Consider the following 23,229-nt stretch of genomic DNA (forward strand, 5'->3'; position numbering starts at 1 on the left):
TCTAACGTACGGACTTGATCGGGAACACGAGCAACGACGACAGCACGAGCGCGACGATCGCGTAGATGAAGATCGCGACGTAGCTTCCCGCGAACAGACCGAGGAGTAGCGCGGCGATCGGGGGCGTGAGTGCCTGAGGCACATTCGCAGCGACGTTGAGCACGCCGAGGTCTTTGCCGACGTCGCCCTGCGACGGGAGCACATCGATCATGAGCGCGAGATCCACCGCCATGTACGCGCCGTAGCCGAAGCCGGCGATCGCGGTGAAAACGAACATGGCACCGACGGTCGGCGACACCATCGGCGCGAGCACGCCCGCCGCGATCACGATCGTTGCGACGAAGACGAACATCTTGCGCCGGCCGGTCTTGTCGGAGATGCGCCCGAACACGAGTGTGCTGACGATCATGCACGCCATCGAGACCACGGACAGCATGCCCGCCGTGGAGCCCGCCTGCACCGGGGTGAGGTGGATGTAGTCCTCCAGGATGTACAGCTGGTAGGCCGCGATCGCCTGGTAGCCGAGGATCATGAAGAACCGGCCGCCGAACGCCCACGCGTAGTCCGGATGCTTGCGGGGCGACACCCAGAACGACTTCGCGAACGCCAGCCAGCTGAATGTCGTGCGCTCCAGCTGCTTCGAGCTGCGGTCAGGGTTGATCACCACGAACAGCACCGAGACGACGATCACGCCGAGGCCGAAGATGAGGTAGGCGAGGCCGAGGTGCATCAGCAGCTGACCGGCGAGGATGACACCGGCCGCGGCTCCGACGGACATCCCGACACCCGCGAACGCGGACGACGTGGCCCGGCCGCTGACCTCGATGCGGTCGGCGATGATCGACGACATCGGGCCCTGCCACGCGTTGAGCAGCACCTGCGCGAGCACCCAGATCACGGTCAGCGCGAAGATGCCCGGCGAGAACTGCAGCGCGATCACGCAGAGGCCACCGCCGATGCCGCCGAAGACGATCCACGGCGACCGCCGGCCGAGGCGAGACCTGGTGCGATCGGAGAGCGCGCCCACGATCGGCTGCACGAAGATGGTGACGATCGAGCTGAGCGCTGTCACGATCGCGAAGTTGCCGACCTTGTTCTCCGGCGTGAGGTCGGCGACCTGCTGCGGCAGCAGGATCGCAATGACGCCGGCGTAAGTGGCGAAGAGCATGAGGTTGCCGACGAGGAGCGATCCCATCAGGGTGCGCCGGCGTGCCGGCGACAGGGTCTGCGCGACCGCGCTCGGGTCGTCCGAGCGGACCGGCGGATTCACCAGGGCAGGCTGCCCGATGAGCACGGGCTGCGCGGGAACGGCCGGAGCGACGGGCTCGGATGTGTCGAGTCCGTCGCGCTGAGGCGTAGTGGTCATGAATGTCTCCTCATCGTCGAGTAGGCACAGCTGTGGGGGTAAGACGCGTCGGAGCGAGTATGCGCTTGTTCCCAGTTTATTTCAAGCGTTGAACTAAAGATCTTTAGGGCTCCCCTCGACAAACACCAGCGGCAGCTGGCATTCAGTCGGCCAGCAGCGGCTGCAGCGCGAGCGGGTCCTCGAGAAGGCGCTCGCGAGCATCCCGAAGCGCACCGAGGACGGCGGCGTCATCACCGAGTCCGCTCGGCACGACAGCCGGCAACACGGACCCGGCGCCCATCAGGAGGTCGCCCTCCGCGAATGCATCCGCGATCGTCTCGGTCAGCTGCGGTTCTGCCCAGAAGCCGCCAATCACGACGAGCTGCGGGTCGAGCGCCATCGTGACAATGCGCACGGTGCGCGCGATCCAGGGAACGGCATCCGTCCATGCCGCGGCCGCCTCGAGGTCACGGGCTTTCAACCGGGAGACGAACTCGGCCAGCGCGGCCGTGAGGCCCTGCTCGGCGAGCACGTGCTGCAGGCGGGCACGCTCGAGGAGCAGGTCAGGGCCGGCGACCGTGACCAGGCATCCGCGCTGGCCGCACACGCACAGTGCGCCGTCGTGGTCGATGGCGACGTGCCCGAGTGCTCCGGCATAGCCGTGCGAGCCGACGATCACTGCACCGTCGACGACGAGCGCACCGCCGATTCCCGAGTTGCTCTTGAGATACACGAGATCGCGGATGCCCGGATGAGCGGCCAGTTCTTCGCGGGCGGCCGCCGTGGTGTCGCCCACGAGCCGCGCTTCGGGCAGGCGTGGCGCGCGGCTGCGGAGTCCCTCCACAAGGTCGACCGGCCCCCACAGCAGGTCGGTGTCGGCGAGCACGATCGCCGGTTCACCGCCGACCGGTGCGAAGGCGATCACGGTGACGTCAGCAACGGTTCTGCCGAGCTGAGCTGCTGCATCCAGTGCCTCGTTCGTGACGCTCGCGAGCACATCGAGCACGGCATCCGGATCGCCGAGCGGGCGACCGTGGTGCCTGGATGCCCGTGCGAGCGTCTCCCCCGCGAGGGTCGCGAGCAGCGCGGTTGCCGTGTCGGCATCCAGTTGCACAACGAGCAACGCGAGATGGTCGGCGGAGAGAGACAAACGGGTCTTCGGACGACCGCGGCGGGTCGGTTCGGACTCCGCACTCTCGGCGATGACGCCCGCGTCGAGGAGACTGCTGGTCAGGAGCGTCACTGCACCGGCGGTGAGCCCCGTAGCGGCCGCGATCTCGCTGCGGGAGAGCGGCCCCCGCTCGGCGAGCGCCGTCGCGACGATCGAGAGGTTGCGCCTGCGCACATCGCTGCTGACCAGCGTGCCGCGGGCATCCAGTGCCTGCTCACTCACCGTTCGGACCCGCCTCTTCGTCGCGCGCTCGTCACCCGACGAGCCGGCGCCCCTCGAAGGCTCGCCCGAGTGTCACCTCGTCGGCGTACTCGAGGTCGCCGCCGACGGGCAGACCGGATGCCAGCCGGGTCACCCGCATCTCCATCGCCTGGAGCATGCGGCTGAGGTAGGCGGCAGTCGCCTCGCCCTCCACGTTGGGGTTCGTGGCGATGATGACCTCGCGCACCGAGGCGTCAGCGAGCCGCGACATCAGCTGGCGGATGCGCAGCTGGTCGGGGCCCACTCCCTGGATCGGGCTGATCGCGCCTCCGAGCACGTGGTACAGGCCACGGAACTCGCGGGTGCGCTCGATCGCGACCACATCTTTCGCCTCTTCGACGACGCAGATCAGGCTCTGGTCACGCCGTGGGTCACGACAGATCGAGCAGGTCGTCTGCTCGCTGACGTTGCCGCAGATCTCGCAGAACCGCACCTTGTCGCGCACCGTGGTGAGCACGTCCGCCAGTCGCGACGGGTCGTAGGTCTCCGTCTGCAGGATGTAGAACGCGATGCGCTGCGCAGACTTCGGCCCGACTCCGGGCAGCCGGCCGAGCTCGTCGATCAGGTCTTGGACGACGCCTTCGTACACGGCTTACCTCTGCCATCCGGCGGGGCCACCGGTGCCGCCAGAGCTGGAGGGCGGCGTGATCTGCTGCTCCTCGATGAACTTGGCGCCGAGCAGCTCGCGCACGACGGCCTCGCCGTAGCGCACGGGCGCACCGAAACCGACGGATGCTTTCGGCCGGGCGGATGCGCTCCGCGCGTCGTTCCTGCGGTTCGGGTTCTGGCTGGTCGGGGACGGCCCGTCCTGTTCCGTGCGAATGCCCTGCGAGGGCGAACCGGCCGTCGTGCCGGCGGCCGGCATGGGCGTCGCGGCGCCGGGCGCCGGGGCGCCGTCGGTCACGGATCCGTCGTCAGGAAACGGCGGCTCCATGTCGTCGGGGGCTGCGGCGTCGTCGGGGACTGCGTCGTCGGGGACTGCGGCATCGTCCGGGCCCACGTACCAGCCTTCGTCGTCGGACGCGGATGTCGCGGATCGAGAACCCGCGGCGGAGTCGATCTGCGTCGTCGCCGCCTCGTTGCGCGCGGGCTCGTTGCGCTGTGCGGCTCCACCGCGCGCGTCCTCGGCAGATGCGGTTCGCTCCGCCGAGCGGGGGACGTCAGCTGCTTCGTCCGGCGCTGGATGGTCGAGCGGTCGCTCGAGCACCGCGGTCGTCGAACCGGGAATGGCGACCGTCTCCCAGCCGACGGAGGAACTCGAACCGGCGGAGGAACTCGAACCGGCGGACGAACTCGGGCCGGAAGATGCGCTCGGCCCGGCGGCCGCGCTCGGCCTGACGGAGGCGGTGGACGCACGGACTCCGGCGCTGGAGGGCCGGCTCTCCCGGTTCTGCTCCACTGGTGCCGACGCGATGCTGCCGTTCCCGGAGGGCTGCGCACTCTGGCTTGATCCTGCTCGTCCTGGTCCGGGTGGTACCGGTTGTCCGGGGCCTGACCCAGCGCTGCCCGGTCCACCGTTGCCCGGGCCGCCGCGTTCCGGCCCGCCGGGTGCGCCCCCGTCGAGCCCGGCGGCCTTCGCGACGAACTTCACCCGGATGCCGAGCAGGTCGACGATCGACTGCCTCAGCACCTCGCTCGCGGCATCGTTGGCGCCCGGCGTACCGCGGAAGCTCTCCACGTCGTTCGCGCTCGGGAACGACAACGACAGCACATCCCCGTCGAGCGCGCGCACGGTCGCCGTGTAGATGACGGCCCAGGCGTTGCGGCTCGCCTCGGCGACGGATTCGAGGATCTCAGGCCAGGCATCCCTGACCTGCTGCGTCGTCACCGCACCGACTTGCACCGTAGGTGCATCGTCGGTCACACCGGGCGTTGCCCATGCGGATGCCGCATCGCCACCGCTTGCCGCACCATCGGCGGACGCCCCGAGCGCACCGCCGGCGTTGCTGCCCTTCTTCGCTGCGGCGGCCGCAGCGAACGCCGCGGCCTGCGCGACCGCTGGATCGACGACTGCCGGTTCGTTCGGTTCCGGCTTCCCCGTAGCGGTTTCGTCCGGTTCTGGCGTAGTAGCAGACTCGGCCGGAGTACCCGGGGACTCCGCCTCACCCACTACCCCGGCACCGCTCTCGGAGGCATGCGCTTGCGCCGACTCGGCAGGTCGCGACCGCGCAGAGCCTGCGACGCGCCCTGGCGTGGTCTCGGCCGCAGCCGTGCTCGTGGACCAGGCGGATGTCGCGGACTTCGCGGCCGCTCCCGGTTCGGCATCCTGTGCGGCCGCCTGCTGCACCGACGGTGCGACCGGCATGCGCGAGCCCACAGCTGTCCGAGCCGCCGCCGGTTGACCCGGTGGCGCAGCTCCGCCGGCCCCCCCCGCAGTGTTCTGTACACCGACGCGGCGTTCGAGCCGCTCGACCCGGGCGAGCGCACCACGATCCGTCGAGTCGGAGGCGGGCACGAGCATCCGGGCGATCATCAGCTCGAGGTGCAGCCGCGGCGAGGTGGCACCGGTCATCTCGGTGAGCGCGCTGTTCACGATGTCGGCGCACCGCGAGAGCTCTGCGGTACCGAAGACGGATGCCTGCACCGACATACGGTCCAGCTCCTCTTGCGGGGTGCCGCGCAGCACTGCGGCGGCGGCATCCGGAGACGTGGCGGCGACGATGATGAGGTCGCGCAGGCGCTCCAGCAGGTCTTCGACGAATCGCCGCGGGTCCTGCCCGGTCTGGATCACCCGGTCGACGGCAGCGAAGGCGGATGCGGCATCCACAGCACCGATCGCATCCACGACCTCGTCGAGCAACGCGGCGTGCGTGTAGCCGAGCAGGGCGACCGCACGCTCGTACTCGATGGTCGCGCCCTCGGAGCCGGCGATGAGCTGGTCGAGGAGGGAGAGCGTGTCACGTGGCGAGCCTCCGCCGGCGCGGACGACGAGCGGCAGAACGCCGGGGGCCACGGACATCCCCTCGCTCTCGCACATGTGCTGCACGTAGTCGAGCATCTGGGCGGGAGGCACCAGCCGGAACGGATAGTGATGCGTGCGCGAGCGTATGGTGCCGATCACCTTGTCGGGCTCGGTCGTCGCGAAGATGAACTTCACGTGCTCCGGCGGTTCCTCCACGATCTTCAGCAGTGCGTTGAAGCCCTGCGGCGTGACCATGTGCGCCTCGTCGAGGATGAAGATCTTGTACCGGTCGCGAGCGGGAGCGAAGATGGCGCGCTCACGAATGTCGCGGGCGTCGTCGACGCCGTTGTGGCTCGCCGCGTCGATCTCGACGACGTCGAGCGAACCCTGCCCTCCCCTGCCGAGCTCGATGCAGCTCTGGCACTGGCCGCACGGGGTGTCGGTGGGGCCCTCCGCACAGTTCAGGCAACGGGCGAGGATGCGCGCACTCGTGGTCTTGCCGCACCCCCTCGGCCCGCTGAAGAGATAGGCGTGATTCACGCGATTCGTGCGCAGCGCCGTCATCAGCGGCTCGGTCACCTGAGACTGGCCGATCATCTCGGCGAACGTCTCTGGCCGGTAGCGGCGATACAGGGCGGTGACCACGCGTCAATGGTAGTCGGGACCCCCGACACACGATTGAGGTCGCAAACGGTGCCCGTGAACTCCGGAAGTCGGGTCGACCTGTGGCCGGAAAGCCCCCAGTGGCGCGGAGCCGTCCACCCCCTGGACGGTCCCCTCCGCGCCCTCGAGGTCGTGCCCCGACACGACCTCGAACCGCCTGTAACCGTAGCGGCTCTGTGGCGGCTGAGGTCAAGCGCCCGAAGGAGGTTCACCCCCTAACAGGGGCGAGCAACGTGGACCGTGGTGCACCGAAGCCCCCGTGTTGAGGAAGCCTTCCACGTCATATTCAGACGTCTGAATATCGCACAACCTGGTTGTCCCGCCAGCCCCTCAAGGGGGGGTACGTGAGGTCTCCCCACACCGTGATGTGGCCGCTAACGTGAGCACGGGCCCCTCGGGGGCCGTATCGGGATTTTCGGGAATTGCGGCATCGGTCCGCGGTCGCACTGTCTCTGAGAGAGTGCTGCGGCGATCGCTGTCGCCTACGGATGGTTCAGCGCTGCTGTCTCGAGTGCTGCCTGTCTGGCTATGCGTCGGCGTGCCGCCGCAGTTTGGGGAAAGTTGATGTCACATCAAGTCGAGGCGTTCCGGCGGCGCCGCAAGCACAGGACGGTCGCGGGCGTCGCGGGTTCGGCTGTCGCACTGGGATTGGCCGTTGCCCTGGTCATCCCCGGCGTGGCGAACGCAGCAGGCGTCGTGTCGCAGTCGAACGGGCAATTCCTCAGTTCGACGTTGTTCACCCAGGCGAATCTGGCCGGCGTCGCCGGTCTTGCCGGTGTCACCGCCTCGAACACGACGGCCACCGGTGACGTGATCGTCGACAGCCCTGCGCTGGATGCGACGGCTCTTCAGGCATTGAACGTGACCGTCGGCGGCACGGACCTGCTCGCCGGCAACGGCATCATCCAGCTCGGGGCCGTCGGGCAGTTCGCCCGGGCGAACGACGACGGGTCATCCTTCGCCTTCTCGGGCGCGGTCAGCCAGGCGCCGAGCCTCGTGGGCGTCTCGACGGCGATCCCCGAGTCCAACCCGATCGGCACGCCGACCGGTACGGCGCAGATCGCCGTCGGCTCCGCCACCTCACCGGTCGGACTGAACGTCTCGCTCGGTGCACTCGCGGCCGGGGCGAACGAAACCACGACGGGAACGCAGACCGGCAACTACACGCTGGGCTCAGCGGACATCACGGTCAACGGCACCGTGGTTACCCCGATCGTGCAGAGCCTGTACACGCCGCTGCAGACGCTGATCACAGCGCTGGGTGTCGCGGGTGTCACCGTGCCGAATCCGCTCAACGCGGACGGCAGCGTCAAGATCTCGCTCGCCGATCTGCTCGCCGCGGCTGGAGTGACCAGCGTCAACGACCTGCCGGAGGGCACGAACCTGCTCTCCTACGTGCCGGCCGCCGTCGCAACAGTGCTCACCAACGACGTCAACGGCATCCTTACGCAGGCGCAGAACCAGGTGACGTCACTTGGGGCGCTCAACCCTGTCGGCGTGATACTGAACACCGCACTCACCACGGCCAAGGGCCTACTCAACCCGATCCTCTCGGGCCTCAACAACAACCTCGTCACGCCGCTGGGAACCGCCATCAGCGGGCTTGCGGCGCTGAACGTCAACGTGCAGACGACGAGCAATGGCTCCTTCACCGAGACGGCCGCGCAGCTCGAACTGCTCGGCGGAACCGTCTCCACCATCAACCTCGCGAACGCGACGGTCGGGCCGAACGCCGGACCCAACGCTGTTCCGATCGTGAACCCGGCCAGCGCCGGACTCGCGGGAGGAATCGCGCTCCTCATCGGTGGCGCCTGGTTCATCGCCTACCGCGCACGCCGCCGCACCGCGGCCCTGCCGGTGGCCTGAAAGGAACTCGAACGATGTACGGAGGAAAGATCGGCGGCGGAATCGCCGGAGGCGCGGGCCTTGCGGGCCTCGCGAGCACCGGGTCATCGATTCCCGTCGGATTCATCATTCTCGCGAGCATCGCCATCGCCGTCGGAGCGCTGATCATCGTGCGCACCGTGTACCGCAACCGTCGGCACAACGTGGCGAACGGGCGCTAGCCGCACGTCATCCATCGGGGGAAGGCAGACGTCACCGAAAGGGTGTCTGCCTTTCCCCATTGGCGTCGTTCACGACGAAGCGATCCGCGCAATCACTCGTGAATGACAAGACGCGCCTGCAGGCGTCCGCCTCTCCAGGAAGCATCACTACCCATGACAGCGAGTGAATCGACCCAGGCTCTCGCCTTCGTCTTTCTCGTGATCTTTCTCGCCTACGTGCTGATGATCATGATCCCGTTCCTGCGCCGCAAACCGGACCCCGAGGGCGACCCGGAGTCGTTCTCGTGGCACGTCTTCGTTCCGTGCCGCGACGAGGAGGCCGTGATCGGACAGACCGTCGGTCGCCTTCGCGGACAGTTCCCGAACGCGCACGTGTGGGTCATCGACGATGACAGCGATGATGCGACAGCGTCGATCGTCGACGGCCTGATGGCCGGGGATCGCCTCGTACACCTCGTGCGACGTGCCCGGCCCGACGCCCGCCAGGGCAAAGGCGCTGCACTGAATGCCGCCTACCGCGCTCTCGGGGCATGGTTGCCACGCGAGGCCGACCGCGATCGCACCATTGTCGTCGTGGTCGATGCGGACGGGCGGCTCGCGTCGAACGCGCTACGCCAGGCATCCGGCACCCTCGCCTTCGGCGATCCGGCCACCGGTGCGGCCCAAGCTGCGGTGTGGATGTCGAACCGCGACGCCGATCAGCCTGCCAAGGGCGGAAAGGCCCGGCAGTGGTGGGGCCGCTACCTGGTGCGGATGCAAGACATCGAGTTCCGTACCACGATCGCCGCCATGCAGTGCCTGCGTGGGCGCACCCTGTCGGTCGGACTGGGCGGCAACGGCCAATTCACGCGATTCAACGTGCTCGAGCGCATCGCCGCTTCAGCGGGAGCGCCCTGGCACGGTTCGCTGCTGGAGGACTACGAGCTCGGGATCCACGTCATGCTCGCCGGCTATCACAACGTGTACATGCACGACACGCACGTCGAGCAGGAGGGGCTGCCCTCCCTGCGCCGGCTTCTGACCCAGCGCACCCGCTGGTGCCAAGGCGGCATGCAGTGCGCCCGCTATCTGCCGGGAATCTTCGGATCGCAGTACATCACGAATTCCGGGGCTCTCGAGGCCGGTTACTTCCTGATCATGCCGTACGTGCAACTCATCGGAACGGTGCTCTGGCCGACCGTGTTCATCACGATGATCGCCGAAGGCGCCCTGAGCGCCGACGGGCTCGCAGCATGGCTCGCAGCGTCATGGTGGCTCGTGCCCCTCATCGTGCTCACAGGCATCCTTCCCTTCGCCATCTGGCCGCTGCTATACCGCCGTGCCGGTGCCGCGCCGGGGCGTTCCATCGGCACCGCGCTGGCCTGGGGGTTCGGCTACTGGCTGTACATGTACCAGAGCTACGTCTGCGTGCTGCGCGCCTTCGCACGGCTGATCACCGGACGCAATGGCTGGGCGAAGACCCGGCGGAACGACGAAAGCGACGGGCAGCTGCTCGCGCGAGAGGCATGAGGCGACGATGACCACCACCCCACCGCCTTTGGCGCTGCGCACCCGCGCCGGTGGCGCGAGCCCCCTCAGCGTCGTCCTCGGAATCCTGCTGATCCTGCTCGCGGCCTTCTTGATGATCCAGCAGGCCGCCTTCCGCACGATCGAGGCCACGGTGACGGCCGGGGTCGTCGGGCTGTTCACGCACGGCCACGTGCAGAGTGCAGGCGACGTGGTGTACTTCGGTCTGGGCACGGGCAACGTGCACGGCATCCTGATCACGACGCTCTGCTCGAGCGTGATCCTCGTCACGCCGCTCCTCGCCCTGGCAGGCATACTCCTTTTCCTGCCCGGTTTCAGGATGCTCCGCATCGCCTCCGGCCTGCTTCTCGCGTTGGCCATCGCGGTCACGTGCAACATGCTCAGGTACGCCGGATCGGCATTCGCGTTGCAGACGTGGGGCACGAGCGGATTCGACGTGGTACACGAGTACGCGGGATCGCTGCTGGTCATCTTCGGCTTCGCCGGGTCTTTCATTCTGCTGATCCGCATCGCCTCACGCTCGCGTCGTCGCCATCGCCATGCCAGGCACGGCGGATGAACGGCACAGGCAAACGGACTTTCATCCGGGCCCTCACTCTCATCGCCGTAGCGCTCGTGGTCGGCACATCGTTGACCGCGTGCGATAGCGCACTGCCCGGTGTCTCCACTTCGCACCCCGTGGTGGGCAGGTGCACCGACCTGACACTGTCACCCGAGATCGATTCGACGAGCAACGCCAACCCTTCGGTGCTCTGCTCGAAACCGCACACCATGCAGACGTTCGGAGTCAACACCATCGGGACGCCGCTTTCGACGTGGAAGGCGAGGCCGGGTCAGCAGCAGCTTCAGAGGCTGCAGTCGTCACTGTGCTCGCTGTCGGCGCTGCGCATCTTCGTCGGTGCCGTGGCGGGCGACTCGTTGACGAACGTCTCGATACACGGCTATTTCCCCACCAGGGCCGATTGGGCCGACGGCGCACGGGCGGTGAGTTGCGACGTCTCCGTGAACGACCCGGACGGCGGCCCACGCAGCATCACGCACAGCCTTGCCCAGGTGATGTCGAAGCCGGAATCCTCCGCCATCCGCACGTGCTACCGGCAGAAGGCGGAGCCCGGCGGCGGGTGGAGCCTCACCGGAGCGGTGACCACCTGCGACAAGAAGCACAGCAGCCAGGACATCGATTACTGGGTCACCATCGATACCGCTACGCCCACTCCAGCCGCGATCTCGGCGATCTGCGGGCCGCCGGCGCAAGGGTACGTCGGCCCTTCACGCATTCGATCGATCCTAGTGTCCGGAGTCGTCGTACTCCAGGCCAATAAGACCGCCCAGCTTCGATGCACGATCGGAGGTGAGAGCGCACATGGCTACGTCACCGGAGCAATCCTCGCGGGCTGAGGAACAGCTCCGATCAGGGTCCGAAGTACTGACCGAGGAGCGGCCCGGCGATGGCGGGGACGGCCGGCCGTCGACCACCGTCGGCGACTCACCCCAGCCTCCGGTCTGGCGTAACGCGTGGTGGCGGCACCCGTTGCTGGTGCGCATCGTCGGCTGGGGCAGCGCGCACCTGATGCCCGGCCCTGCGTCGCGCCGACATCGGCATTTCTGGCTCGTCGCCGCGCTCTGCGGCGTGGTCGCAGCCGCCGTGCTGCTCCTTCGCCTCTTCGTGCCGACCGTGGTCGGAATGGGCGATCAAGGCGACGGGAACAGGCTGCTCTGCGAGCTCGGCGTCGGCAATGACGAGCCGTACGACTATGTGAAGCAGACCCAGTACGTGTTCCCGCACTGGAGCCCACATCAGTGGTACGGCGAGTCCTGCGGGGCTGACGGCTCCGGCGAACCGTATTACTCCACGCAGTCGCTCTTGCTCTGGCCGGCCAAGTTGCTCACGCCGATGTTCGGCTGGGGAAACGGGCTCGACACCCGCGTGGTCGGGATTCTGTGCGCGATCGCCTTCGGTCTGCTCGTTATGCTCTTCGTCACCCAGCTGCCCGGTCGGCCCGGCTTCCGCATCCTCATCGCGGCCGGTGTGACCGCGGTGATGGCCGATGGTGTGTTCGCCGATTTCTTCATCTCGCCCTACAGCGAAGCGGCGTGCTTTCTCGGTGTCTTCGGAACGATGATCGCGCTGATGTTCCTGTGGCGCAGGGAGAGCACCGATCTGCTCGGCCTCCTGCTCGTCGCCGTCGCCTGCGCGTTCACCATAGGCGCCAAGACGCAGATGGTCTCGATGCTTCCTGTGGTGGCGGTCGCACTTCTCTGGCGGCCCTACCGAAGCCGTCACGCGAATCTCGACCACGGAGGCGCCTCGGCACGACGGGGTTTCGTACGCAAGCTGGCACTTCGCATCCCCGCCCTGCTCATCGTGCTCGTGCTGGCCGGAGGGACCGCGGCTTACCTGGCCGGCCAGCCGAAGCGATTCACCGAGCTGAACACCTACAACGCGATTTTCGTCGAACTGCTCCCGCACAGTCCGAATCCCGTGAAAGACCTCGAGTGGTTCGGACTCGACAGCAGCTTCGCAACGAGCACGGGAACCACGGTCGCATCAGCCGATTCCGCGGTGTACAACCCGCACTACGCGGAGTTCCTTCACAACGTGACGGAGACGAAGATCGTTCTCTTCTACCTGGAGCACCCCGAACGCCTCATCTCCATGGCCGACCGCGGCCTCGACGCGATCGCGCATCCCGAGCTCGGATACATCGGCTCGTACATGGCGAACAGCGGCGAACCGCCGTGGGCGAAGGAACACCGCTTTTCGCCGATCCTCGGCATCTCGGCCTTCTATTCGACGGTGCCGCTTCTGATCGTCGTCGTGCAGTTGCTCACGGTCGTGCTCGCCACAGCGGTCGCCGCACGGCGTCGACTCGGCGCGCGTGCACGCGCGTTCGGGCTCGCGGTCGTCTTCGTCGTCTTCGCGCTGTGGACGCAGTTCTGGGCGGTGATGCTCAGCGAGGGCGCGTCCGAGATCTACAAGCACATGATCGTCGCGACCTTCATGACAGGTCTCTGCCTTCCCGCGATCGCGGCCCTGATCATGCTGCTTCGCCGCAATACCCGTACGCGAGACAGAACGGAAACGACGGATGCCGTTTGACCCGTCGGTGACGTTCGTCTACGGCACTCGGCCGGAGGCCGTCAAGATGGCGCCGCTGATCCGGGAACTCCGCGCGCGCGGCACGGTGCGAACGCGCATCCTCGTGACGGGACAGCACCGCGGGATGGTGCACGAGGTGAACGATCTGTTCAGGATCGCCCCGGACGCCGATCTCGACATCGCGCGCCCCGGCCAGTCCCTCACCGGAATCGCTGCCGCGGTTCTCACCGGCGTCGCCGCGGACCTCGAGGCGCACCGCACGGATGCCGTCGTGGTGCACGGTGACACCTCGACATCGTCCGCGGCGGCGCTTGCCTCCTATTACTCGAAGGTGCCGGTCGTGCACCTCGAGGCGGGGCTGCGTTCCGGCGACATGCTCTCGCCGTTCCCGGAGGAGGGCAATCGGCGTATCACCGGCCAGCTGGCGTCGCTCCACCTGGCACCGACGCCTGATGCGAGAAACAACCTGCTCGCCGAGAACGTCGCGGCGGATGCGATCGCGGTCACCGGGAACACGGTGATCGACGCGCTGCTGCACACTGCCGCTCGCTCGGTGCCCCTCGAGGAGCCGCGCATCGAGAATGCCGTGCGAGCCGGCCAACGCATCGTTCTGGTCACCGGGCATCGCAGGGAATCGTGGGATGGCGGACTCCGACGAACGGCCATCGCGCTCGAACGCGTCATCGTCGGCCACCCGGATGTCACCGTTGTGCTGCCACTGCACCCGAATCCGATCGTCCGGAGTGAAATCGAGCCGGTGCTTCGCCACCACGACCGGGCCATCATCACCGAGCCATTCGGGTACTCGCGATTCTGCACGCTGCTCGCCGCCAGCCACTGCGTGGTGACGGACTCCGGCGGGATTCAAGAGGAAGCGCCGAGCCTGGGCAAGCCGGTGCTCGTCACCCGCGACGTCACGGAACGGGCGGAGGCCGTGCGAGCGGGAGTGGCGCGGGTCATCGGCACCCGTACCGACGACATTGAGCGCGAGCTGAGCCTGCTGCTCGACGACCCTGGCCTCTACGCCCGGATGAGCCGCGCCGTCAACCCGTATGGAGACGGGATGGCCGCTCCCCGGGCGGCGAGCGCGATCGAGAGCTTCCTCGGCTTCGGAGAGCGCATGCCCGATTTCGCTGTTGAGCGGCCGGTGGGAATCTAGCTGCTCGACGGCCTTCTACCCGGCCGCCTGCAGCGTCTGCCGTGCGATCTCGAGCTCCTCATTCGTCGGCACGACGAGCACCGTGACGCGCGAGGCATCCGTGGAGATCACGCGCGGCCCCGTATTCGGCGCCTCGTTGCGGTCCGCGTCGACCTCGATGCCGATGCTCTCCAGCCCCGACAGGGACCGTGAACGCACGACCGCGGAGTTCTCCCCCACGCCGGCGGTGAACGAGATGACATCGACCCCGCCGAGCTCCGCGAGATACGCCCCGACGTAGCGCTTGATGCGCCGCACGTAGACGCCGAGGGCGAGGCGCGCCGTCTCGTCGCCGGCATCCGCCGCCCTGGTCAGATCGCGCATGTCTCTGTGGCCCGACAACCCGAGCACCCCGGACTTCCTGTTCACGAGCTCGTCGAGCTTGTCGGCGTCCATTCGGGTCTTGCGCTGCAGATAGAGCAGTACGGCTGGGTCCATGTCGCCGGTACGGGTGCCCATGACGAGCCCCTCGAGCGGCGTGAAGCCCATGCTCGTATCGACCGAGCGTCCGCGGTCGACGGCGCACTCGGATGCCCCGTTCCCCAGGTGCAGCACGATCTGTTTCAGTTCCGTAAGGGGCCGCTGCAAGAACTCTGCTGCGGCCTCCGACACGTACTTGTGGCTCGTGCCGTGGAATCCGTACCGACGGATGCGCAGGCGCTCGGCGAGGGATGCCTCAAGCGCGTAGGTGTAGGCATCCGGCGGCATCGTCTGGTGGAAGGCGGTGTCGAAAACGGCCACCTGCGGCAGGTCGGGGAACGCGTGCTGCGCCGCCTTGATGCCCTCGACGTTCGCCGGGTTGTGCAGCGGGGCGAGGTCGGAGAGATCCTCGATGTTGATCAGCACGAGCGGCGTGATGAGCGTGGGCTCGAAGAACCTCGCCCCGCCGTGCACGACCCGGTGGCCGACGGCGACCGGTGGATGCTCGTCGAGGCTCGGCCCGTGCTCCCGGAAGCCGGCGAGCATCACGTCGAAGCCGGCCGTGTGATCGGGGATCTCCACCGAGCGCTCCCAGTGGCCCTCCGGCGTGTCGTGGCTCACGTGACCGGTGGCCTCGCCGATCCGCTCCACCAGGCCGGACGCCAAGCGCTCCTCGGACTCCGCGTCGATCAGCTGGTATTTGAACGACGACGACCCGCTGTTGATGACCAGTACCGATGCCATAGCCCCTCTAGCTCTGCGCCTGGATCGCGGTGATCGCGATCGTGTTCACGATGTCGTCGACGAGCGCCCCGCGCGAGAGATCGTTGATCGGCTTGCGCAGTCCTTGCAGCACCGGTCCGATCGCGACAGCACCCGCGGAGCGCTGCACCGCCTTGTACGTGTTGTTGCCCGTGTTCAGGTCGGGGAAGATGAACACGGTCGCCCGGCCGGCCACGCTGGAACCGGGCAGTTTCGCGGCGGCGACGGCGGCATCCGCTGCCGCGTCGTACTGGATCGGGCCCTCCACGAGCAGCTCAGGCGCCCTGGAACGAACGAGGGATGTCGCCTCCCGCACCTTCTCCACATCGGCGCCGCTGCCCGACTCCCCGGTCGAGTACGAGAGCATCGCCACACGTGGTTCGATGCCGAACTGCTCGGCAGTGGCCGACGAGGAGATCGCGATGTCGGCCAGCTGGTCGGCCGTCGGGTCCGGGATGACCGCGCAGTCCCCGTACACCAGCACCCGGTCGGCGAGCGCCATCAGGAAGACGCTGGAGACGACCGAGACGCCCGGTTTCGTCTTGATGATCTCGAACGCCGGACGGATGGTGTGAGCGGTCGTATGCTTCGCGCCTGAGACCATGCCGTCGGCGAGGCCCAGCTGCACCATGAGGGTGCCGAAGTACGAGACGTCGGTGACGACATCCGCCGCCTGCACCCGCGTGATGCCCTTGTGCGAGCGCAGCCTGAAGTACTCGTCGGTGAAGCTCTCGTGCAGCTCGGGATCGAAGGGCGACAGGATGCTCGCCTCACCGAGCTCCACGCCGAGTTCCCGCGCCCGTCCGAGCACCGTCGCCTCATCGCCGAGGATCGTCAGGTCGGCGATCCCGCGCGAGAGCACCACACCCGCCGCCTTGAGAATGCGATCGTCGTCACCCTCAGGGAGCACGATGCGCTTGCGGTCAGCACGCGCCCGCTCGATCAGCCGGTACGCGAACGCGAGCGGCGTGACCACCGGGGCGCGCTCGACGTCGAGCATGCGCAGCATCACGTCGGGAGCGATGCTGCGGTAGAACAACGCGAGAGCTCGCTCACGCTTGCGCTCGGAGTCCGCGGCCAGCCGGCCCCTGGTGTGCGTGACGCGCACCGTCGTCTCGTAACTGCCGTACCCGGTCGCGATGAGCGGCACCTTGGTGTGGATGCCGTCCAGCAGCCGCTCGATCGGCTCACTGAGCTCGAATCCTCCGTTGAGCACGACGCCGGCGATCGACGGGAAGGTGCCCGACGCGTTCGCCATCAGCACGGCCAGAAGCACCTCGGTGCGGTCGGCCGGCAGCACCACGACGGATCCCTCGATCAGCCGGGTGAGCACGTTCTCCATCGACATCGCCGCGACCACGACCCCGAGCGCCTCGCGCTCCAGGAGCTGCGGGTCGCCGGAGACGAGCTCGCCGTCGACGGATGCCATGATCGACGCGACCGACGGCGCCACCAGCACCGGATCCTCCGGAATGGCCCATACCCCGGGCTGCGATTCCGCGGTCCCATCCGGCATGGCCGATGTCACGGCCCGCACGATGTCGTCGAGACAGTCGGGGTCCGCGCGATTCACCACGACCGCGATCAGCTCGGCGTGCTCAGCGTGCAGCGACGCCACGGCCACCTCGGTGAGCTGGCGGACGTCGGAGGGAGTGCGGGCATCCGCTTGTCCGAGGCGTTCGTCGGCACCTCGGGCGACGCGTCCGCCCAGCACGAGCAGCACAGGCGAGCCGAGGTTCGCAGCGATACGCGCGTTGTAACCCAGCTCGGTCGGGGTGCCGACGTCGGTGTAGTCGCTGCCGACGATGACGACGACGTCGCTGGATGCCTCCACCGCTTTGTATCTGTCGATGATGCGGGAGAGCGCCGCGTCCGGATCGGCGTGCACGTCGTCGTACGTGACACCGAGCGCCTGCTCGTAGCCGGTCTGCACACCGTCGAGCTTCAGCAGCAGATCGAGCACGTAGTCGCGCTCCGTCGTCGACCTCGCGATCGGGCGGAAGACACCGACCCGGCGTCCCTGCCGCAGCAGCAGGTCGACCACGCCGAGCGCGACCGTCGACTTGCCACTGTGCCCTTCCGCCGAGGTGATGTAGACGGAGCTCACGCGTTGTCCCCTCCGGTGTCGGTCGAGCGATTCACGGCGTCCGAGTGCCCCCATGCCCAGTTCGCGACTTCGGGGATGTCCTCACCGTACTCGCGGGTGTACTGACGGGCGGCGAGGCGGGCATCCTGCATGCGCTGCCGCAGCTGAGCGTAGCGTTCGGCCAGTCCCGGCACCCGGTCGATCACGTCGATCACCAGGTGATACCTGTCGAGGTCGTTCAGCATCACCATGTCGAACGGCGTCGTGGTGGTGCCGTTCTCCTTGTACCCACGGGCGTGGATGTTGTCGTGCCCGTGCCTGCGATACGTGAGCCGGTGAATCAGCCACGGATACCCGTGATACGCGAAGATGATCGGCCGGTCGCTGGTGAAGATCGCGTCGAACTCCCGGTCGGAGAGTCCGTGCGGATGCTCCGACTCCGATTGCAGGCGCATCAGGTCGACGACGTTGACGACGCGCACCTTCAGATCGGGGATCTCTTCGCGCAGCAGGTGCGCCGCCGCGAGCACCTCGAGGGTCGGGATGTCTCCCGCCGCAGCGAGCACGACATCCGGGGCCTCTCCCTCGACCTCGGTGCCCGCCCAGTCGAAGATGCCGAGGCCGCGCGTGCAGTGGGCGATCGCGCGGTCCATGCTGAGCCAGTTCGCGGCCGGCTGCTTTCCGGCGACGACGACGTTCACGTAGTCGACGGAGCGCAGGCAGTGATCGTACGTAGACAGCAGCGTGTTGGCGTCGAACGGCAGGTACACCCGCACGACGTCGGCGCTCTTGTTGACGACGTGGTCGATGAACCCCGGATCCTGGTGGCTGAACCCGTTGTGATCCTGCCGCCAGACGTGGCTGGAGAGCAGGTAGTTCAGGCTCGAGATGGGCCTGCGCCACGGGATCTCGCGGGTCACCTTCAGCCACTTGGCGTGCTGGTTGAACATGGAGTCGATGATGTGGATGAACGCCTCGTAGCAGTTGAACAGCCCGTGCCGTCCGGTGAGCAGGTAGCCCTCCAGCCAGCCCTCGCACTGGTGCTCGCTGAGCATCTCCATCACGCGGCCAGCCCTGGCGAGATGGTCGTCGGTCTCCCAGAGCTCGGCGTTCCACTGCTTCTCGGTGTGCGCGTACACGGCGGGGGCGAGGCGGTTGGATGCCGTCTCATCGGGCCCGAAGATGCGGAACGTCGTCGGGTTGTCCTCGATCACCGTGGCCAGCCACTGCCCGAGCACCTTGGTGGCTTCGTCGACCGTGGCGCCCGGCTCGGGAACGTCGACCGCGAAGTCACGGAAGTCGCGCAGCGTCAGCTCCTTGCGCAGCAGACCGCCGTTGGCGATCGGGTTGGCGCTCATCCTCCGGTCGCCCTCCGGCGCCAGCTCCGTGGCGAGCGGGACCGGCGCACCTGCTTCGTCGAAGAGCTCGTCTGGACGGTACTTCTTCAGCCAGTCTTCGAGGATCTTCGTGTGCTCCTCGCTGTCGCGCGCGTTCGCCAGCGGCACCTGGTGAGCCCGGTAGGTGCCCTCGATCTGCACACCGTCTACAGCGTGCGGACAGGTCCAGCCCTTCGGTGTGCGCAGGATGATCATCGGCCAGGCGGGAACGGCGCCGTCCTCCTCGTCACCGGGAGATGCGTCGTAGCGGCCGGCGCGGGCATCCGCCTTGATCGTCGCGATGTCGTTCAGCACCTCGTCCAACGAGGCCGCGAATCGCTTGTGCACCTCGATCGGATCTTCGTCGTCGAACCCGCCGCTGACGAGGTAGGGCTTGTACCCGTAGCCACGAAACAGCTCGAACAGCTCGTCTTCCGGGATGCGGGCGAGCACCGAGGGATTCGCGATCTTGTAGCCGTTGAGGTGCAGGATCGGCAGCACGACGCCGTCCTGCTTCGGGTCGAGGAACTTGTTCGAGTGCCAGCTCGTGGCCAACGGCCCGGTCTCCGCCTCGCCGTCGCCGATGACGCACGCGACGAGCAGGTTCGGGTTGTCGAACGCGGCGCCGTACGCGTGGCTCAGCGAGTAGCCGAGCTCGCCGCCCTCGTGGATGGAGCCCGGCGTCTCAGGCGCGACGTGGCTCGGGATGCCGCCGGGGAAGGAGAACTGGCGGAACAGTTTGCGCAGTCCCTCCTCGTCTTGCTTGATGTGCGCGTACACCTCGGAGTACGTGCCGTCGAGGTATGCGTTCGCGACCATGCCGGGGCCACCGTGCCCCGGGCCGGTGATGTAGATCGCGTCGAGGTCGCGCTCCCGGATGGCTCGGTTCAGGTGCGCGTAGACGAGGTTGAGGCCGGGCACAGTGCCGAAGTGGCCGAGGAGCCGGGGCTTGATGTCGTCGCGCGTGAGCGGCCGTCGCAGCAGCGGGTTGTCGAGCAGGTAGATCTGCCCGACGCTGAGGTAGTTGGCGGCGCGCCACCAGGCATCCAGTGCCGCGAGCGTCTCCGGGGCGAGTTCGCGGAGGGGGCGATGCGGGAAAGCGGGATCGTAGTCGGCCGCGGTGCGTCTGCCCTCGTGGGTCAGGCGGGTCGCTGTGGTGGATGCCACGACCTGCGGCGGCTGCGCGGGCCTCCCCCGCCTGGTGGTCCCGTTCGTCTCGGTGGTTTTCGCTGCGCCTTTGGCAGAGCTCTTCGCGCTGCGTTTCGTCGATGCCGACACGGGAGCCACGAGGATTCCTCCAGACCGGTCGCGATCGCGGCCGTCCGTTCCATCCTTGTCAGGCGGCCACGTGCCGCGCCACCCCTTCGTGGCATCCCGCGACAAATGAAAAAGGACCCCCCGCGCACCCGCCAGAGCCCGGTTACCCTTGCTGCGTTTCCGCCCTGGGGGAGTTGGCCTGGATGGCGCCACGCGAGGAGCCGTCACCAAGTGTACCGGGTAGCGGATGCGGCTTGCTCCGTCCGTCTGCACGAGACGAGCGAGCACGAAACCGACGAGCCACCACGCTACGGACATCCATTGCGTGCTCGCTCGTCAACACCGTGCTCGCTCGTCCGCACGGTGCTCGTCCGCCCACGCCGTGCTCGCTCGCCAGGAACTGGTGGTCCCGCGCGGCGAGATACGCTCGTGGAGCATCCGTCGACCGAAGGGAATGGGCATGACGCTGTACCTGGATGATCTGCACGCCGGACAGGTGTTCGTCACGCCCGGGCGCACGATCACCGAAGCGGATGTCATGTCCTTCGCCTCCTGGACGAACGACAACAACCAGGTGCACACCGATGCCGAGTTCGCCAAGCACACCCGCTTCGGCCAGCGGATCGTGCACGGCATGCTCGGGGCATCCCTCTGTCTCGGGCTGATCGCGCGCACCGGCGTGTTCGAGGGCAGCGCCGTCGCGCTGCTCGGCATCGACGAGTGGAAGTTCGCCGCACCGATCTTCATCGGCGACACCGTGACGTGCACGGTCGAGATCCTCTCGGCGCGTCCGACCAGTTCCGGCCGGTACGGCATCGTCGAGCGGATGCTCACCCTGCGCAATCAGCGCGACGAGGTCGTGCAGAGCGGGCGCATGGACGTCATGGTGGCAACGGCGCCGGTCGCCTGAACGCGTGCAGCTGCCGGTGCTTTCGGCGTGACCGAGCGGCTCCGGGCGTCGGGTAGGATTCTCTGAGGTCGTTCCGGCGGCCGCCCGGAGGATTCGCCTAGTGGCCTATGGCGCACGCTTGGAAAGCGTGTTGGGTGCAAGCCCTCGGGGGTTCGAATCCCCCATCCTCCGCCATGTGATGAGTCGCGTTGCGGTCGGAGCGTCGACGCGCCCGTTGAGCCGGCTCCGACTCGTCCCTCACAGGCAGAAGGTCGAGCGCGTCACTCACATTCGGTCGCCGCCGAGCATTCTCGAGCGGTCGTTCCCCCTACCGTCCAGGGCATGAAACGACTCCCCGATGACAACGCACTCCTGCTCAACGTAACGCTCCGAGGTACCGCCCCTCGGGCCGAGCGCACCCTCGCCATGGGCTCGGGACTCACGCTGGCGGATCTGCATGCCGCCATCCAGCTCGTCTTCGAGGGCGACCGAGCGGCCCGACACATCTTCTGCGATCAGGATCCCTTCCCCCAGGGATTCCCCGAGACCGTGGCGGAGATCTACGACGACTGCTCCTGGTACTCCCGTCGCGACCACTACGGTTGGCAGCCACGAAGACGCTGGGGCGATATCTGGACGACGATCGACTGGCGGGACCCAGGGGTCATCGACGAGCGCAGCACTTCGTTGACCTCGGTCTTCGGCCAGGAGCGCGACTTGCATTATCGGTGCGACGATCCTTCGATAACGGCCGAATCGGCGTGGTTCGAAATCCAATGCATAGGCAACGAGCCAACCGTGTCACCGAGCGGATCGGTACGAGTCATCGACGGACGACAACGCGGACCGTTCATGCTGTTCGCCGCCGCGGAACACGCCGCGCAACTGGCTGCCTTCCTGGATGCGGACAGCGCTGACCACATTGCGGCAGCCATGACGCTCGACCGCGCATGCGGTCCGTGGGCGAGCTTCGACCCGTCGGAGGTGCCTCTTCAGCACCTTCAGGCAGTGCTCGATGAGCGCTGGCGCATCGAGCAGAATCGCCGAGGCCCGCACAAGGCCTCGCGGACCGCGCTCGATGATCTCGTCCGTGCGCTGCCGTCGTCCAACGCGATCGGCCTACAGCGCCACATTGACAACCTGGGTCTGCGCTCCGCGCCTGAGGTCGCCGAGGATGATGCAGCGCGATTCGCGCGGCCGTTCGTCTGGCTCGTGGACCGCTGCCGTGAAGGCGCTCCGTTCCCCGATAGGCAGCTGCCCGCCGACATCGGGCAGGAGTGGGCGGAGGCCGTTCAGTGCGACGAATCCCACATTCCGGAGCTGCTCACAGCTGCTCGCACCTTTCGTCTTGTGCGTCCTCTGCAAGGTCGTCTTCTCTCCCTGAAGGGTCCGCTGCGCCTGATCGATGACCCGCTCGGTCTGTGGGAGCATCTCGCGCGGTCACTCGTGGGCGGCAACGGCCGGGCGCGGGCCTGGTCCAACGTATTGTTCGTGCTCGCTATGGCAGACGGCTCGATCGGCGAGGGAGGACCCGATGGTGGTATCAGCCGCCTCGCGTTCGCTCACACCGTTCTCGAAGACGCGATGGCGACTCAATACTGGACCCCATGTCCGCGGCGATGGCAAGACGGGCCGACACCCATCTCGATCGAGGCCACGCGCCAACTCATCGCTCCCTTAGCCGCGCAACTCGCTCCGCTCGGACTGGCACGAACTTCGGACGAGACGTGGCAGGTCGATCCCCTTCTGCGCTCGTTCGCCCGGTGGGCGCTGACGGTACCGACATCTGTTTACACGCCGCCGCTTGCCGCGACGAGCCCCGTTGATCGGTTCACGCTCTCCACCGCAGCGGGATAGCGCGAACCGGCCTCCATTATTCGTCGAGCGCGTCGAGCAGCTCGACGGCGGCACGGGCGTACTCGCTGATCCAGCGGTCGTATATCCGCTTGATCGGCAACGGGGCGAGAGTCAGCAGTCGCTCTCGCCCCCTGCTGCGACCGACAACCAGTTGCGCACGCTCGAGCACGCGCAGGTGCTGCAACACGGTCGTGCGATCGACGCTCGGAAACGAGCTGCACAGCTCTCCCGTCGTGCACGTGCCCGCCCTGAGCACGTCGAGCATCTGCCGCCGCATAGGGGATGCCAGCGCCTTGAAGACGAGGTCGTCATCCGGCACGCTTTCGCCCTCTCGCGACATGTGATAAAA

17 protein-coding genes, 1 tRNA gene and 1 other RNA gene are annotated in these 23,229 nt (G+C 67.5%); 10 read left to right on the forward strand and 9 right to left on the reverse strand.

What is annotated here, in order from left to right; all coding sequences use genetic code 11:
* Position 1: 1 nt before the first annotated feature.
* From ACYVII_RS08980 to ACYVII_RS08995, 4 genes are all read right to left on the reverse strand, one after another.
* Positions 2-1,366 carry an MFS transporter gene (locus ACYVII_RS08980; RefSeq protein ID WP_460534084.1) on the reverse strand — a complete coding sequence of 455 codons (1,365 nt, stop codon included), beginning with the start codon at positions 1,364-1,366 and terminating at the stop codon, positions 2-4.
* Between the two features lie 142 nt (positions 1,367-1,508).
* Complete coding sequence (locus tag ACYVII_RS08985) at positions 1,509-2,738, reverse strand: ROK family protein (protein ID WP_460534086.1); 1,230 nt, start codon at positions 2,736-2,738, stop codon at positions 1,509-1,511.
* A gap of 31 nt (positions 2,739-2,769) precedes the next feature.
* A complete protein-coding gene (gene recR, locus ACYVII_RS08990) occupies positions 2,770-3,366 on the reverse strand; it encodes a recombination mediator RecR (RefSeq protein ID WP_460534088.1) in 597 nt (198 codons plus the stop codon).
* A gap of 3 nt (positions 3,367-3,369) precedes the next feature.
* Positions 3,370-6,324 (reverse strand): DNA polymerase III subunit gamma and tau, encoded by a 2,955-nt coding sequence (locus tag ACYVII_RS08995; protein WP_460534090.1) that lies wholly within the window; start codon positions 6,322-6,324, stop codon positions 3,370-3,372.
* 582 nt (positions 6,325-6,906) lie between these two features.
* On the opposite strand from ACYVII_RS08995, the gene ACYVII_RS09000 reads away from it, so the two are divergent.
* The 7 genes from ACYVII_RS09000 to wecB all read left to right on the forward strand — a co-directional run bounded on the left by ACYVII_RS09000 (position 6,907) and on the right by wecB (position 14,194).
* Complete coding sequence (locus ACYVII_RS09000) at positions 6,907-8,208, forward strand: PVV-CTERM domain-containing choice-of-anchor G protein (RefSeq protein ID WP_460534092.1); 1,302 nt, start codon at positions 6,907-6,909, stop codon at positions 8,206-8,208.
* A gap of 14 nt (positions 8,209-8,222) precedes the next feature.
* Entirely contained in the window at positions 8,223-8,408 is a 186-nt protein-coding gene (locus tag ACYVII_RS09005) for a hypothetical protein (RefSeq protein ID WP_460534094.1), read from the forward strand.
* 153 nt (positions 8,409-8,561) lie between these two features.
* Positions 8,562-9,917 carry a glycosyltransferase family 2 protein gene (locus tag ACYVII_RS09010; RefSeq protein ID WP_460534096.1) on the forward strand — a complete coding sequence of 452 codons (1,356 nt, stop codon included), beginning with the start codon at positions 8,562-8,564 and terminating at the stop codon, positions 9,915-9,917.
* A gap of 7 nt (positions 9,918-9,924) precedes the next feature.
* Entirely contained in the window at positions 9,925-10,494 is a 570-nt protein-coding gene (xrtS, locus tag ACYVII_RS09015) for an exosortase S (protein ID WP_460534098.1), read from the forward strand.
* On the forward strand, positions 10,491-11,333 hold the full coding sequence (locus ACYVII_RS09020; protein WP_460534100.1) for a septum formation family protein: 843 nt from the start codon (positions 10,491-10,493) through the stop codon (positions 11,331-11,333). Before xrtS ends, ACYVII_RS09020 begins: the two co-directional genes overlap by 4 nt.
* Positions 11,299-13,035 (forward strand): glycan biosynthesis hexose transferase WsfD, encoded by a 1,737-nt coding sequence (wsfD, locus tag ACYVII_RS09025; protein ID WP_460534102.1) that lies wholly within the window; start codon positions 11,299-11,301, stop codon positions 13,033-13,035. Before ACYVII_RS09020 ends, wsfD begins: the two co-directional genes overlap by 35 nt.
* A complete protein-coding gene (gene wecB, locus ACYVII_RS09030; protein ID WP_460534104.1) occupies positions 13,025-14,194 on the forward strand; it encodes a UDP-N-acetyl glucosamine 2-epimerase in 1,170 nt (389 codons plus the stop codon). The genes wsfD and wecB overlap by 11 nt, the downstream gene beginning before the upstream one ends.
* 15 nt (positions 14,195-14,209) lie before the next feature.
* On the opposite strand, the gene ACYVII_RS09035 is transcribed toward wecB, so the two are convergent.
* The 4 genes from ACYVII_RS09035 to ffs form a co-directional block, all read right to left on the reverse strand.
* Positions 14,210-15,397: an acetate/propionate family kinase gene (locus ACYVII_RS09035; RefSeq protein WP_460534106.1), complete on the reverse strand. Its 1,188-nt coding sequence runs from the start codon at positions 15,395-15,397 to the stop codon at positions 14,210-14,212.
* Between the two features lie 7 nt (positions 15,398-15,404).
* On the reverse strand, positions 15,405-17,576 hold the full coding sequence (gene pta / locus ACYVII_RS09040) for a phosphate acetyltransferase (RefSeq protein WP_460534108.1): 2,172 nt from the start codon (positions 17,574-17,576) through the stop codon (positions 15,405-15,407).
* A complete protein-coding gene (locus ACYVII_RS09045) occupies positions 17,519-20,164 on the reverse strand; it encodes a phosphoketolase family protein (protein WP_460534110.1) in 2,646 nt (881 codons plus the stop codon). The genes pta and ACYVII_RS09045 overlap by 58 nt, the downstream gene beginning before the upstream one ends.
* A gap of 99 nt (positions 20,165-20,263) precedes the next feature.
* Positions 20,264-20,360, reverse strand: an RNA gene (gene ffs / locus ACYVII_RS09050) — signal recognition particle sRNA small type.
* Positions 20,361-20,594: 234 nt separating this feature from the next.
* Between ffs and ACYVII_RS09055 the strand changes: the two genes are divergently transcribed.
* From ACYVII_RS09055 to ACYVII_RS09065, 3 genes are all read left to right on the forward strand, one after another.
* Positions 20,595-21,044 (forward strand): hotdog family protein, encoded by a 450-nt coding sequence (locus tag ACYVII_RS09055; protein WP_460534112.1) that lies wholly within the window; start codon positions 20,595-20,597, stop codon positions 21,042-21,044.
* Positions 21,045-21,130: 86 nt separating this feature from the next.
* Positions 21,131-21,218, forward strand: a tRNA-Ser gene (locus ACYVII_RS09060).
* 147 nt (positions 21,219-21,365) lie between these two features.
* A complete protein-coding gene (locus ACYVII_RS09065; protein WP_460534114.1) occupies positions 21,366-22,880 on the forward strand; it encodes a plasmid pRiA4b ORF-3 family protein in 1,515 nt (504 codons plus the stop codon).
* Between the two features lie 16 nt (positions 22,881-22,896).
* Here ACYVII_RS09065 and ACYVII_RS09070 read toward each other — a convergent pair whose 3' ends face one another.
* Positions 22,897-23,220, reverse strand: a complete 324-nt coding sequence (locus ACYVII_RS09070; RefSeq protein WP_460534116.1) for an ArsR/SmtB family transcription factor — start codon at positions 23,218-23,220, stop codon at positions 22,897-22,899.
* Positions 23,221-23,229 lie beyond the last annotated feature (9 nt).

Source organism: Humibacter ginsengiterrae (assembly GCF_054780115.1).